14 protein-coding genes are annotated in these 12,603 nt (G+C 69.4%); 11 read left to right on the forward strand and 3 right to left on the reverse strand.

Annotated elements, in window-relative coordinates:
• The first annotated feature begins 6 nt into the window (after positions 1-6).
• The 7 genes from xrtQ (at position 7) to AC3A6R_RS12675 (ending at position 6,339) form a co-directional block, all read left to right on the forward strand.
• Positions 7-936 (forward strand): exosortase Q, encoded by a 930-nt coding sequence (gene xrtQ, locus AC3A6R_RS12645; protein ID WP_487864475.1) that lies wholly within the window; start codon positions 7-9, stop codon positions 934-936.
• Positions 917-1,486, forward strand: a complete 570-nt coding sequence (locus AC3A6R_RS12650; RefSeq protein ID WP_487864476.1) for a hypothetical protein — start codon at positions 917-919, stop codon at positions 1,484-1,486. The genes xrtQ and AC3A6R_RS12650 overlap by 20 nt, the downstream gene beginning before the upstream one ends.
• A 7-nt stretch (positions 1,487-1,493) precedes the next feature.
• A complete protein-coding gene (locus AC3A6R_RS12655; RefSeq protein WP_487864477.1) occupies positions 1,494-2,768 on the forward strand; it encodes a biosynthetic peptidoglycan transglycosylase in 1,275 nt (424 codons plus the stop codon).
• A complete protein-coding gene (locus AC3A6R_RS12660) occupies positions 2,765-3,535 on the forward strand; it encodes a GNAT family N-acetyltransferase (RefSeq protein ID WP_487864478.1) in 771 nt (256 codons plus the stop codon). Before AC3A6R_RS12655 ends, AC3A6R_RS12660 begins: the two co-directional genes overlap by 4 nt.
• Before the next feature lie 31 nt (positions 3,536-3,566).
• The gene (locus tag AC3A6R_RS12665) at positions 3,567-4,457 is read left to right on the forward strand and encodes a pirin family protein (protein WP_487864479.1); all 891 of its coding nucleotides are present in this window, start codon (positions 3,567-3,569) and stop codon (positions 4,455-4,457) included.
• A gap of 77 nt (positions 4,458-4,534) precedes the next feature.
• Positions 4,535-5,635, forward strand: coding sequence for a flavodoxin family protein (locus AC3A6R_RS12670; RefSeq protein WP_487864480.1), 1,101 nt, complete (start codon positions 4,535-4,537; stop codon positions 5,633-5,635).
• Positions 5,636-5,781: 146 nt separating this feature from the next.
• The gene (locus AC3A6R_RS12675; RefSeq protein ID WP_487864481.1) at positions 5,782-6,339 is read left to right on the forward strand and encodes a Spy/CpxP family protein refolding chaperone; all 558 of its coding nucleotides are present in this window, start codon (positions 5,782-5,784) and stop codon (positions 6,337-6,339) included.
• Between the two features lie 72 nt (positions 6,340-6,411).
• Here AC3A6R_RS12675 and AC3A6R_RS12680 read toward each other — a convergent pair whose 3' ends face one another.
• Positions 6,412-6,840: a serine/threonine protein kinase gene (locus AC3A6R_RS12680; protein ID WP_487860747.1), complete on the reverse strand. Its 429-nt coding sequence runs from the start codon at positions 6,838-6,840 to the stop codon at positions 6,412-6,414.
• Positions 6,841-7,056: 216 nt separating this feature from the next.
• Between AC3A6R_RS12680 and AC3A6R_RS12685 the strand changes: the two genes are divergently transcribed.
• The 3 genes from AC3A6R_RS12685 to AC3A6R_RS12695 are packed head-to-tail and all read left to right on the forward strand — an operon-like array spanning position 7,057 to position 10,187.
• Entirely contained in the window at positions 7,057-7,839 is a 783-nt protein-coding gene (locus AC3A6R_RS12685) for an endonuclease/exonuclease/phosphatase family protein (protein WP_487860748.1), read from the forward strand.
• Between the two features lie 18 nt (positions 7,840-7,857).
• On the forward strand, positions 7,858-9,132 hold the full coding sequence (gene clsB / locus AC3A6R_RS12690; RefSeq protein ID WP_487864482.1) for a cardiolipin synthase ClsB: 1,275 nt from the start codon (positions 7,858-7,860) through the stop codon (positions 9,130-9,132).
• Entirely contained in the window at positions 9,129-10,187 is a 1,059-nt protein-coding gene (locus AC3A6R_RS12695; protein WP_487864483.1) for a lysylphosphatidylglycerol synthase domain-containing protein, read from the forward strand. The genes clsB and AC3A6R_RS12695 overlap by 4 nt, the downstream gene beginning before the upstream one ends.
• On the opposite strand, the gene AC3A6R_RS12700 is transcribed toward AC3A6R_RS12695, so the two are convergent.
• Positions 10,112-11,299 (reverse strand): metallophosphoesterase, encoded by a 1,188-nt coding sequence (locus AC3A6R_RS12700; protein ID WP_487864484.1) that lies wholly within the window; start codon positions 11,297-11,299, stop codon positions 10,112-10,114. The two genes, AC3A6R_RS12695 and AC3A6R_RS12700, sit on opposite strands and share 76 nt — an antisense overlap.
• Before the next feature lie 188 nt (positions 11,300-11,487).
• Positions 11,488-12,042, reverse strand: a complete 555-nt coding sequence (locus AC3A6R_RS12705; protein ID WP_487860752.1) for a hypothetical protein — start codon at positions 12,040-12,042, stop codon at positions 11,488-11,490.
• A 279-nt stretch (positions 12,043-12,321) separates the two neighbouring features.
• Between AC3A6R_RS12705 and AC3A6R_RS12710 the strand changes: the two genes are divergently transcribed.
• Positions 12,322-12,588: a hypothetical protein gene (locus tag AC3A6R_RS12710; protein ID WP_487864485.1), complete on the forward strand. Its 267-nt coding sequence runs from the start codon at positions 12,322-12,324 to the stop codon at positions 12,586-12,588.
• Positions 12,589-12,603 lie beyond the last annotated feature (15 nt).

Raw genomic sequence — 12,603 nt, forward strand, 5'->3', positions numbered from 1 at the left:
GTCGAAATGGCACTTGCTGTACTCGCCCAACGCCATCCCCGCGTCGTGGACTGGGGCATCCACATCGACCGCGTGCCGGCCGCGGGCTGGCTCGCGCTGCAGTTCGCCGCGCTCACGCCCACCTGGGCCTGGATGGTCCGGCGCATGCGCGACGGCTCCGACGATCCACTCGGCCTGCTGTCGCTGGCCGCACTGGCCGCGCTGGCCTGGCAATGCCGGCGCGAACTGCGTGCGGCACCGCGGCTGGGATGGCTCGCACTCGCGGGCGCAGGAACCGTGCTTGCGACGCTGTTGCACACCGGCCTGGGCGCGCTGCCCGCGCTGCCGCCGCTCGCGGCGGGCCTGGTGGCGGTGCTCGCGTTGGCCTGCGGGCTGCTGGCGTTCCTGCCGCGGCGCGTGGCCGCGCTGCCTGTCGCGGGGCTGGCGGTGCTGGCGCTGCCGCTCTTGTCCTCTCTGCAGTTCTACGCGGGCTATCCGCTGCGCGTGGTCACCGCCGAGGCGAGCCGCTGGCTCTTGGCGCCGGGCTTCGAGGTGGCGCGCGAAGGCAGCAGCCTGTTGGTCGACGGTCGGCTGGTGATCGTCGATGCGCCCTGCTCGGGCGTGCAGATGGTGTGGCTCGGCTATCTCACCGCCTGCGCCGTCGCGCTGTGGGCACGCCGTAGCGACCGCGCCTTCCTGCGCCGGCTGCCGGCGGTCGGCCTGCTGGTGCTGGCCGGCAACATCGCGCGCAACAGCGTGCTGGTCGCGTTCGAGGGCGCCCAGCAGCCGCTCGCGCCCTGGGCCCACGAGGCGCTCGGGCTGGCCGTGCTGGCCGCGGTGTGTGCGGGCATCGTGCGCCTGATGGCGCTCGAACGCACCACAGCCGGCGCGTTCGAAGTGTCGACTCCGGGATTGATCACCACCCAGGGAGGACGTCATGTCGACACGGTTCTTTGAGGCGCTGTTCGCGAACCGCTTCGTCAACCGCATCGGCCACAAGGCCGCCTTCGCGGCCGCGATGCTGGCCTGCCTCGCCTGGTCGACGGCTGACGCGCTGCGCGCGCCCTCGCCGCCGGTGGCAGCCGCGGCACCGGTCGAATGGCCGCGCGAGTGGGACGGCGCACCGCTCAGGCCGATGGCGCTCGGCGAGGTCGAGCAGCGCTTTGCCGAGCGCTTTCCGGGCGCGATCGGCCGCATGACCGACGGCCGGCAGGTGATCGTCATGCGCGCGGTGAACACGCCCACGCGCATGCTCCATCCCGCGGCCGACTGCTACCGCGCGCTGGGCTACCGCATCGAACAGGCGCGCCTCGAGCGCGATGCCGAGGCGCGTTTGTGGCGCTGTTTTGTTGCGCAACGGCACGGCACACAAAAGATCCGCGTCTGCGAGCGCATAGTCGATGCCGAAGGCACGGCTTTCACGGACACTTCAGCCTGGTACTGGGCGGCGGCCAGCGGACGGTCGGCCGGTCCATGGCAAGCGGTGACGGTAGCGAGACCCCTGTGAGAGTTGTGTGAACAAGACCCTGCGTTCTCTGATTTACGGGCTGCTGGCCCTGGTGTTGACGGCTCTGATGGCGATCTTCCTGATCGTCCGGTTCGCGCTGGCGCCCGCGGCGGGCGAGTGGCAGGAAACGCTCGAGCTCGGCCCGCTGCGCTTCGATGTCGGCGTGCCCACGGCGGTGCGCCTGGCCACCTCCCCCTGGCTCGCGCCGCGGCTCGACGGGCGCTCGCTCGACACCCGCTTCGGCCGCATCGACCTGGCCTGGAAGGGCGCCGCGGGCGCGGTCGAACTGCGCTGCGCCCCTTGCCGCGCGCAGGTTCCGGCGCTCGGCGCGCAGCCGATCCAGGTCGAATCGCTGGTCGCCACGGTGCGCCGTGACGGGAACACGCTGGCGGGCACGATCGAAGCCCTGCCGCGCGGCGCCGCCGCGGGCACGGACGCCACGCTGCGCGGTAGCTGGGACGGCCGGCTGGCGCTCAAAAACCTGCAGTTCGGCGCCGACATCCAGGCCGCGCCGATCGCGCGCTGGTACGCGGTGCTGGCGCCCGACCTCGCCGAGCTGCAGCGCGCGCGCATCGGCGGCACGCTGGCGGTGCGCGGCCAGCTGATGCTGCCCGAGGCGAGCTTCACCGTCCAGCCGACCGTGAGCCAGTTCAGCGTCGACGGGCTGGGCACCGAGGCCATGCTGGACGCGCGCACCAGCTGCGGCCCGCCGTCCAGGCTGACCAAGGACAGCTGGCTCGCGCGCGCCGTCATCGCGGCCGAAGACCAGCGCTTCTTCACCCATCCGGGCTACGACCTGACCGAGATCGTCGCCTCGGTCCACGACAACCAGAAGGAAGGGCAGCGTCCGCGCGGCGGCAGCACCCTCACACAGCAACTCGCCAAGATGCTGGTGACCGGCGGCGAGCGCACTGCCGAGCGCAAACTGCGCGAGTTGCTCTATGCGGTCGAGATGGAGCAAACGCTGGGCAAGGCGCGCATCCTCCAGCTGTACCTCGACAACGCGCCCTGGGGCGGCAACCTCTGCGGCGCCGAGGCGGCCTCGCGGCGGTATTTCAAGCGCCCGGCGCGCCAGCTCGATCCCGCGCAGGCGGTGTGGCTCGCGGCCATGCTGCACAAGCCGCAGGCCGTGCTCGAGCAATGGCGGCGCGACGGGCAGATCGATCCCGAGCGCGTCAAATGGGTCGCGGAGGGCGTGCGCGGCATCAGCCGCAACCAGCGCGAGGCCCTGCTGAAGAGGGTGGCGAGCGCGAAGTTCGCGGCGCCGGAGGCCACGCCATGAACAACGACGACGTCGAGGCCATCGAGCGCGCCACGGTGGCCGCCGTGTCGCCCCAGGCCGTCGAGGAGCTCGATGGCTGGCTGCTGGCCTTCGACGAAGGCAGCGTCAAGCGTGCCAAGTCGGCTGTGCCGCTTCACCATGAGGCCGCCCTTGCGCCCCTGCTCGATCGCATCGAGGCACGCTACGACCGCCGCCAGCACGTGCCCATGCTGCGGCTCGCGGACGCTGCCTGCTTCGACAACTTGCGCGCCGAACTCGAGCGCCGCCACTACGTGGGTGATTCGCCGACCTGCGTGCAGATCGGTATGGCCAGGCGCATGCGCGAAGTCGCCGCGGCGGACGCGCGGCTGGCCGACGTCGACGCGACGCCCGACGCGGCCTGGGCGGCGCTGTTCCTTGGCGAAGGCTTCGATCCGGTGGACGGTGCCCATCGCGTGCGGGCGCTCGCGCGTGCGAGCGGCTCGCTCTACGCCAGCGTGCGCGAAGGCGGCCGCACCGTCGCGGCCGGTGCGATGGCATTCGGCCATGGCTGGGCCAGCGTGCACGGCATGCGAACCGAGCCTTCGCAGCGCGGTCGCGGCCTGGCCGGGCGCGTGCTCGCGGGGCTCGCGCAGGCGGCGCTCGCGCGTGGCCACGAGCGCGTGTTCCTGCAGGTCGATGCGCAGAACCCAGCGGCCCATGCGCTCTATCGGCGTGCCGGGTTCTCGACGCTCTGGCAGTACCGCTATTGGCAGCGGCGGCAGTGGCCGCGACATCCCCACGCGTGACGCGGTCGGGGCATTGGTGCCACGATGCGGCATGACGAGCGCCAACCACCCCCATCACCCGACAGAGCCCGTGGCCACGCCGCGCGGCATCGACCACATCGTGGCCGGTGTGTCCGCCAGCGATGGCGATGGCGTCAAACTCACGCGCGTGCTGCAGCAGCCGATGCAGCAGCGGCTCGATCCGTACCTGATGCTCGACGCCTTCGGCAGCGACAACCCGGGCGACTACATCGGCGGTTTTCCGAGTCACCCGCACCGCGGCTTCGAAACCGTCACCTACATGATCGCGGGCCGCATGCGGCACCGCGACAGCGCCGGCCACGAGGGTCTGTTGCAGAACGGCGGCGTGCAGTGGATGACCGCGGGACGCGGCCTGGTCCACAGCGAACTGCCCGAGCAGCAGGAAGGGCTCATGGAAGGCTTCCAGCTCTGGCTCAACCTGCCGGCCAAGGACAAGATGCGCGAGCCTTGGTATCGCGACATCCAGAGCGAGGAGATCCCCGAATACACCACCACCGACGGGGTGTGCGTGCGCGTGATCGCGGGCGAGAGCCACGGCATCGAGGGCGCCGTGCGGCGCGAGCACACGGAGCCGCTCTACCTCGACATCACGCTGCCGCCGGGCGCAGAGTTCGCGCAGCCGCTGCCCGACGACCGCAATGCGCTGGTGTATGTCTACCGCGAATCGCTCTGGATCGCGGGCAGCGAGGTGCCCACGCGGCGCATGGCGATTCTCGCCAACGACCCCGGCAGCGACGGCGTGGTGCTGCGCGCGGGCAGCACCAACCACAGCCCGGCGCGCGCGCTGCTGATAGCGGGAAAGCCGCTCGGCGAACCGATCGCGCAGTACGGACCGTTCGTGATGAACACGCCCGAGCAGGTGAAGCAGGCCGTGGAAGATTTCCAACACGGCAGGTTCTGACGCTGTAGTCGCCGGCCTACTCAGGATTGGCAGCCCAGCGGCGTGACAGCGGCCATTTGGCGCCTAGATTCGGCGCCATGCCCTCCAGCAAGACCCCGTCGCGCGGGAGCCCCGATGTCCGCAAGGGCCAGGCTCCCGCCAAACTGCAGCGCGAACAGTTCCACGCGCGCTTCATGCAGCCGTTCCAGGACCCGGCGTTTCAGGCCGAGGGCGACGCGCTGCAGCGCATCGAGCACATCGCCTGGCAGGCCTACGACGAGGGGCGCAAGGCTCCCGTCACGCGCAAGGCCGGCCCCGGCTACGCGGACCCAGACTACGAGCTCTCGGTCGACTGGCTCGAGGCCAAGGCGCGCATCGATGCCGCACAGGCGGCCTGGGGCCAGCCGCAGACGCGCTCGCGCGTGCTGCTGGTGAACGGTTCGCCGCGCAACGACGGCACCTGCCCCGGCGAGATCTCCAAGACCTGGCGTCTCGTGCAGCTGGCGCGCGAAGTGCTCGAAGGCTGCGGCATCGAGGCCGACGTGCTCGACCTGAGCCTCCTTACCTCCGAGTTCGGGCGCCATATCCATCCGTGCAAGGGCTGCGTCTCGACGGCGATGCCGCTGTGCCATTGGCCCTGCAGCTGCTATCCGAACCATTCGATGCGCCAGACCGGCGACTGGATGAACGAGATCTACGAGCGCTGGGTGGCTGCTCATGGCGTGATCCTGTTCACGCCCACGCACTGGTACCAGTCGACCAGCCCGCTCAAGCTCATGACCGACCGGCTGGTCTGCGCCGACGGCGGCAATCCCGATCCCACGAGCACCCACGGCAAAAAACCCGAGGAGGCCAAGGCGCTCGAACTCGAAGGCTGGGGCTATCCCAAGCACCTGAGCGGACGCGTCTACGGCCTGGTGGTGCACGGCGACGTCGCCGGCATCGAGAGCGTGCGCCGCAACCTGTCGGACTGGCTCGACTGGATGGGCCTCGTCGATGCCGGCGCGCTCGCCCGGCTCGACCGCTACATCGGCTACTACGCGCCCTATGCCACCAGCCACGATGCCCTAGATGCCGACGCCGATGTGCAGGAAGAGGTGCGCAACGTGGCCCGCGCCGTGGCGCTTGCGGTCGGGGAGCTTCGCTCGGGCAAGCTGCAGCCGCCCGACAGGGGACTCAAGTCACCGCGGCCCAAGTGAGCGGCGCCGCACCGGGCCGTGCCACGGACGTTCATGCTTCTTTACGCAGGCTCACGGTCGGCTCACGCGGGCGATACAGAGCGCTTCCACACTAGCTTCCATCTGCTGCCCTGTGGCGGCAGACTTCTTCGAAAGGAAGCACTCTCATGATCTCTCTTCGCCAACGCATCGTCTGGGCCAGCCTGCTCGGTTCGGCCGCCTTCGCCTCTTCGGGCGCCTTTGCGCAGAACCCGGCGGCACCCGCCACCGTGTCGAGCCCGCCCGCCGCCACGGCCCAGGCCGACGGCGCTGCCCCCAAGGCACAACACAAGCGCATGAACCGCGCCGAGCGCATCGAACGCATGCAGGCCCGTCGCGCGCAGCATCTCGCGGCGCTGAAGGAGAAGCTCAAGCTCAGCGGCGCCCAGGAAAGCGCGTGGGCCAGCTTCACGTCGGCGACGCAGCCGCCGGCCGGCGCCCGCCCGCAACGCATGGACCGCGCCGAACTCGCGAAGCTCACCACGCCCGAGCGGCTGGAGCGCATGCAGGCGCGCCATGCCGAGCGCAGCGCCAGGTTCGCGAAGCGCGCCGAAGCTACCAAGTCGTTCTATGCCGCGCTGACGCCCGACCAGCAGAAGACCTTCGACGCCGAGACGGTCCGCATGCATGCGCACAAGGGCCATCGCGGTCACCATGGCCACGCCGCGGCGCCCGCCAAGAGCTGACCGCGCCAACGAGAAAAGCCCGCGGCACTTCGTGTGCCGCGGGCTTTTTTTCTGCCGTCGGCGATGCCCCGCTTATTTGGGCGTGCCGGTCCTGTCCGTCGGATTCGTCGGCACGTCCGGGCGCTCGCCGGTCTGGCCGAACTGGGGTTTGCTGTGACGCCCCGTCATGCTCGCCTGTGCACGCGACACGTCGCCGCTGGGTTGAGGCATGGCATTCGGCCGGCCGTTCACCACGGTGGTGGCTTCGCCCTTCGGCACCGAATTGTTGAAGTTGTTGCGGTTGTGCGCACGGGCTTCGGCCTTCACCGCTTCGCGCGACGCGGGCATGCTGCCGTCGGGGCGCTGCGGTGGATTGGCCACGCCGGCGGGCGTCTGCGTGCTGGCCTGGCCGCCGAGCGCCGGGTCCGGATGGGCGGGAATCGACGTCGTCTGCGCCATCGCGCCACCGGCCACGGCCATCAGGCCGGCCAGTGCCGTCGCTCGGAGGATTCGTTCGTTCATGGTGTGTTCCTTGGAGATGAAAGGTTGGCGATAAGCGGGCCTTTTGTACGACCCTGAATTCACCGTAGGAGGCTCTTCGCAGGCGCTGTGTCGGGGCGCGGCAGCCCGCGATGTAGGAGCGGGCCGTGGCGGCGCGAAAGGCAGCAGACCGGCCGTGAAGAAGGTGGCGCGTTCCTACAGTCAGGCGCTGTGCGGCCACGTACAACCGTAGGACCGATGTCATCCGCACCCATTCCCCTCGCCACCGCGGCGCCGACCACGCTCAAGGTCATGACGGTGAACACCCACAAGGGGTTCACCGCGCTGAACCGCAAGTTCATCCTGCCTGAGTTGCGCGATGCGGTACGCACCGTGGGTGCCGACGTGGTGTTCCTCCAGGAAGTGCTCGGCACGCATTCGCGCCACTCGCGCAAGGTGAGCAACTGGCCCGAAGCGCCCCACTACGAGTTTCTTGCCGACACGATGTGGCCGCAGTTCGCCTACGGACGCAATGCGGTGTACCCGCGCGGGCACCACGGCAATGCGGTGCTCTCGAAATTCCCGATCGTGCATTACCGCAACCACGACGTCTCCGTGGCGGGGCCCGAGAAGCGCGGCCTGCTGCACTGCGTGCTGCGCCTGCCAGGGCGCACCGTCGACGTGCACGCGATTTGCGCGCACCTCGGTCTCGCCGAGTCGCACCGGCAGCAGCAGCTCGAACTGCTCTGCCACATCGTGCGCGACGAGGTGCCGGCCGATGCGCCGCTGATCGTGGCGGGCGACTTCAACGACTGGCGCGGCCGCGCGCACCGGGTACTCGAAGCGGGTGCGTCGCTGCGCGAGGTGTTCGTGGCGGCGAACGGCGCGGCGGCGAAGACCTTTCCGTCGCGCTTTCCGCTGCTGCCGCTCGACCGCATCTACGTGCGCAACGCCGGCGTGCATGCCCCCGTGGTGCTGCCGCGCAAACCCTGGTCGCACCTGTCGGACCATGCCCCGCTCGTGGCGACGATCGACCTATGACCCGCCGAGTGACTTGCCATGAGCGATAGAGCGCGCTGGATCGGCGGCAACCGCATCGCGCTGCTCGAGAACGGCGAGGAGTTCTATCCGCGCGTGTTCGAGGCCATCCGACAGGCGAAGCGCGAGGTCATCGTCGAGACCTTCATCCTGTTCGAGGACAAGGTCGGACTCGCGCTGCATGTGGCCATGCGCACGGCGGCGCAGCGCGGCGTCAAGGTCGACCTGATGGTCGACGGTTTCGGCTCGCCCGACCTCTCGCGCGAGTTCATCGAGGAATTGAGCTCGGTCGGCGTCAAGGTGCGGATGTTCGATCCGGGCCACCGCGTCATGGGGCAACGGCTCAATGTGTTCCGCCGCATGCACCGCAAGATCGTGGTGATCGACGGCGAGACCGCGTTCGTCGGCGGCATCAACTATTCGGCCGACCATCTGCTCGACTTCGGCCCCAAGGCCAAGCAGGACTACGCGGTGGAGCTCGGCGGGCCGATCGTCGCGCAGATCCACCATTTCGTGCTGCGCGCGATCGCGCTCGGCGACAAGGGGCCGCGGTGGTTCCGCCGGCGCCTCCAGCAGGCGCCGCCGGTTGGCCAAAAGCCGGTCGGCGAGGTCGAGGCCATGTTCGTCACGCGCGACAACCGCCGCCACACCAACGACATCGAGCGGCAGTACCTGGCCGCGATCCGCGCGGCGCGCCAGCGCATCGTGATCGCCAATGCGTATTTCTTTCCAGGCTACCGGGTCATCAAGGAACTGCGGCGCGCGGCGCGGCGCGGCGTGGACGTGCGGCTCATCCTGCAGGGCGAGCCCGACATGCCGATCGTCAAGACCGCCGCGAGCATGCTCTACCACCACCTGCTGCATGCGGGCGTGCAGATCCACGAGTACTGCGACCGGCCGCTGCATGCGAAGGTCGCGCTGATGGACGACCGTTGGGCCACCGTGGGGTCGAGCAACCTCGATCCGCTGAGCCTTTCGCTCAATCTCGAGGCGAACGTGATCGTGCGCGACAAGGCCTTCAACCAGCTGCTCTGGGAACGCATGGACCGGCTCATGCGCGAGAGCTGCAAGCGCATCGGCGAAGCCGACCTCGAGGACGTATGGAGCGGCTGGCGGCTGGTGCGCAGCTTCTTCATCTTCCACTTCCTGCGCTGGTATCCGTCGTGGCTCGGCTGGCTGCCGCGGCAGGTGCCGCGGCTCACGCTGGCGGAGGCCACCGACTTGGCCGAGAAGCGCGAGGCGCAGCGTGCCGAGGCCGGCGAGGCCGGCGCCAAGCAGACGACGGAGGCGGCGTGACCCCCGCCCCCGGCGGGCACGCTCTAGGCCGCGACCGGGTCGGCGCGCAGCGCGCTTGGTGGCCGTGGCTGCGCCGCATCGGGGTTTGGGCCTTCTTCGGGCTGATCGCCTGGCTGCTCGTGAGCCAGGCGCGCTCCATCGACTGGCAGGAAGTGTTCGATGCCATGCGCGCGCTGCCCGCGACGGCGCTGCTGCTGGCCGGAGGGCTCGCGGCGAGCAGCTTCGCGGTCTACAGCACGTACGACCTGCTGGGCCGGCATCTCACGCGCCACCCGCTCGGCACCGGGACGGTGATGGGCGTGACCTTCATCAGCTACGCGTTCAACCTCAATCTCGGATCGCTCGTGGGCGGCGTGGCCTTCCGCTACCGGCTTTACTCGCGGCTCGGGCTGTCGAACGGCATCATCACGCGCGTGCTCGGCTTCAGCATGCTGACCAACTGGTTCGGCTACCTTGTGGTCGCGGGTGCCGCCTTCTGCTTCTGGCCGCTGGTGCTGCCGCCCGAATGGCGCATCGACAACATGGGCCTGCGCGTGCTCGGCGCGGTGCTGCTGGTGGTGGCGGCCGCGTACCTGCTGCTTTGCGCCTTCGCGAGCGGCCATGAGCTTCGGCTGCGGCGCCATTCGTTCAAGGTGCCGACCTTCCGCATGGCGCTGCTGCAGCTTGCGCTGTCGTCACTCAATTGGTCGCTGATCGCCAGCGTGATCTGGGTCCTGCTGCAGGGCCAAGTGGCCTACCACGCGGTGCTCGCGGTGCTGCTAGTGGCGGCAGTGGCGGGCGTGGTCACACACGTGCCAGCGGGGCTCGGTGTGCTCGAGGCCGTGTTTCTCGCGCTGCTGTCGAGCGAGGTGCCCGAGAGCCGGCTGCTCGGCGTGCTGCTGGTCTATCGCGGGCTCTACTACCTGCTGCCGCTGGCCGTGGCCACGGTCGCATACTTCGCCACCGAGTTGCGCGCCCGGCACTGGCGCAAGCGCGGCCGTCAGTCGCGTGACGGCACCAACGTGACCAGCGTGATCTCGGACGGCGCTCCGAAGCGCTTCGGCGGCCCCCAGTAGCCTGTGCCGCGGCTCACGTAGATCCACATGTCGTGCAGCCGGTGCAGCCCCGCGGTGAAGGGCTGCTGCATCGGAACGAACAGATTCCATGGAAAGAACTGGCCGCCGTGCGTGTGGCCCGAGAGCTGCAGCTGGAAGCCGGCCGTCGCTGCCGATGGCGCGCTGCGCGGCTGGTGCGCGAGCAGCACGCGCGTGTGCACCAGCGGCGGCGCGTCGAAGAGCGCAAGGTGCGGGTCGCTGGCATGCGCCGCATCGAAGTGCCCGGCGGTGAAGTCGGTCACGCCTGCGAGCACCAGCTGGCTCTCGAACAGTTCTTCGTCGGTCTGTGCGCCGCGCACGTTGCGCGTCTGCAGCACCACGTGTTCATTGAGCAGCACCTTCAGCCCGAGCCGCCGCAGCTCGTCGATCCACGCGTGCGCGCCGGCGTAGTACTCGTGGTTGCCCGTGACCACGAAGGTACCGTGCCTGGCCCGCAGCCCCGCGAGCGGCGCGATGTGCTCGCGCAGTTCGGCCACGCTGCCGTCCACCAGGTCACCGGTGATCGCCACCGCATCGGCGCCGAGCCGGTTCACTGCATCGACGATGCGCTGGATGTAGCCGTTGCGGATCGTCGGGCCCACGTGGATGTCGCTGATCTGCGCAATCGTGAAGCCTTCGAGCGCGGCCGGCAGCCCGCGGATCGGCACCTCGACCTGCTTCACCTTCGCGGTGCGGCGGGCATTGAGAAAGCCGATCGCCGACGCCAGCGTGCCGAGCGCCAGCACCGCCAGCGCGCTCCACGGCAGCACCGCGTGCCAGGGCAGCGCGAGTCCGCCGAGCGCGCTTGCGACCCAGGCGAGCAGCAGCAGCACATCGCGTAGCAGCGTCAGCACGAAGGTCGACGAGAACCAGCCCATGCTGATGAGCCCGGTCCAACGAAGCGCCTGGCCGACGCTCGCGCTGCGCTCGGCGCGCCGCGAAACGAAAGGCAACGGGATGGTCAGCGCCGAAACGGCTAGCGCCGCCAGTGCCAAGGGCCAGGCGGGCGTGAGCATGGCCAGCGCCGGCAGCAGGCGCAGCGCCATGTAGACATGCAGGAGCGCGGTCAGGACGCTCAAGGGACGTATCGGCATCGGGGCAATGAAGACGGGGCACTGCCCGGGATGCGGTATCTGCAAGTCGCATGCCGTGGATTCAAGGCGCCTGCGGGCGCGCCTGCAGCTATTTTTTCTATAGCGCTGGGCGCCCGGATAGCGGGCGCTGACGCCCCCCGGTGTCCGATATCTTAGACGGGGCGTGGTGCCGCGAAGGCAGGAAGCGCTTATCGTGCGGCGGCCGTGGTCTGCGCGAGTGCCTGGTTTTGGGGCTCCGGCGGCAGCACCGAGGCCATGTCGAAGTTCGACGGCCACAGGAAGACCGCGCGAGCCGGCACGCCTGCGATCACGGTCAGGGTCTGCGTCAGCGTCAGGCCCCCGAGTGTGACGTTCACGTCATAGGCGCCGGGATTGAGACGCGCAAGCATGTAGGGTCCTTGCGACTGCGCCTGCATCACTGCGCGCCCGGAGTATTTCTCGCGCACTTCGACCTTCGCGCGTGCCGGGAACTGGCCTTTCTGGCTGCTCTGGTTGATGCCGAACTCGAGGGTGGCCGCCCAGCGTGGCGCCACCATCTGCATGAACGCGGCCTCGGCCTTGCTCGTGCCGCCGCACATGTATTCGACGCCGCCCTGCGCCATCCGGATAGGCGGGTTCGAGAACGCGTGGGCCGACGACGCCATCGCGCCCAGGAAGAATGCTGCTGCTGTGCCGCCCATAACCAAGGCAGCCGCAGGCCGCCGGAGACGCATAAGGTTCATTGCTTCGATGTCCTCGATCAAGGGTGACGTGAATCCGTCGAGGATTTTGCTTAGCAAGAGTCGGGCTAGACATAGCGTTTACGAGGAACGACCCTCGCCGACCGATTGAGAGCTATTGTTTTAATAGCTGGTGACGCCCGTGTGACGGGCGTTAGAACCTTTTTTGACAGCCGTCTATGTGAAAACCCTGAGACGCACGCGTCGGCCCATTTCGGGGCGCTTCAGGTGACCCGCGCCTACACCGGTGCACCGGCATGGCGGGCGATAAGAGGAAGTCCAGACACGAAAAAGGAGCTTCCAATGAACATCGGATCGAAGATCGACGCCATCAAGACGAAGGATGCGCAGCGTCCCGGCCTCCCCGGCGAGCACCTCGCCGCGCTCGGCGCGGGCCTGTTGCTGCTGATGACCGTGGGCCGCAGCCGTTCGCTGCCGAAACGCTTGCTGGCCGGTGCCGCCGGCGGCGCGCTGGTCGGCCGTGCGGCGAGCGGCACCGGCGGGCTGGCACGCGTGGCGCGGCTGCTGCAGGGCGGGATGGGCGTGCGCGGGGCGATGCGCATGCGCTGAGGGGTGTCGGCGCGC

The organism is Variovorax sp. Soil_C_19 (assembly GCF_057657255.1).

What these genes read in the sequence shown, in the direction of transcription:
- xrtQ (WP_487864475.1), top strand. Translation starts at nt 7, where the DNA reads ATGGCACTTGCTGTACTCGCCCAACGCCATCCCCGCGTCGTGGACTGG.
- AC3A6R_RS12650 (WP_487864476.1), top strand. Translation starts at nt 917, where the DNA reads ATGTCGACACGGTTCTTTGAGGCGCTGTTCGCGAACCGCTTCGTCAAC.
- AC3A6R_RS12660 (WP_487864478.1), top strand. Translation starts at nt 2,765, where the DNA reads ATGAACAACGACGACGTCGAGGCCATCGAGCGCGCCACGGTGGCCGCC.
- AC3A6R_RS12665 (WP_487864479.1), top strand. Translation starts at nt 3,567, where the DNA reads ATGACGAGCGCCAACCACCCCCATCACCCGACAGAGCCCGTGGCCACG.
- AC3A6R_RS12670 (WP_487864480.1), top strand. Translation starts at nt 4,535, where the DNA reads ATGCCCTCCAGCAAGACCCCGTCGCGCGGGAGCCCCGATGTCCGCAAG.
- AC3A6R_RS12675 (WP_487864481.1), top strand. Translation starts at nt 5,782, where the DNA reads ATGATCTCTCTTCGCCAACGCATCGTCTGGGCCAGCCTGCTCGGTTCG.
- AC3A6R_RS12680 (WP_487860747.1), bottom strand. Translation starts at nt 6,840, where the DNA reads ATGAACGAACGAATCCTCCGAGCGACGGCACTGGCCGGCCTGATGGCC.
- AC3A6R_RS12685 (WP_487860748.1), top strand. Translation starts at nt 7,057, where the DNA reads ATGTCATCCGCACCCATTCCCCTCGCCACCGCGGCGCCGACCACGCTC.
- clsB (WP_487864482.1), top strand. Translation starts at nt 7,858, where the DNA reads ATGAGCGATAGAGCGCGCTGGATCGGCGGCAACCGCATCGCGCTGCTC.
- AC3A6R_RS12700 (WP_487864484.1), bottom strand. Translation starts at nt 11,299, where the DNA reads ATGCCGATACGTCCCTTGAGCGTCCTGACCGCGCTCCTGCATGTCTAC.
- AC3A6R_RS12710 (WP_487864485.1), top strand. Translation starts at nt 12,322, where the DNA reads ATGAACATCGGATCGAAGATCGACGCCATCAAGACGAAGGATGCGCAG.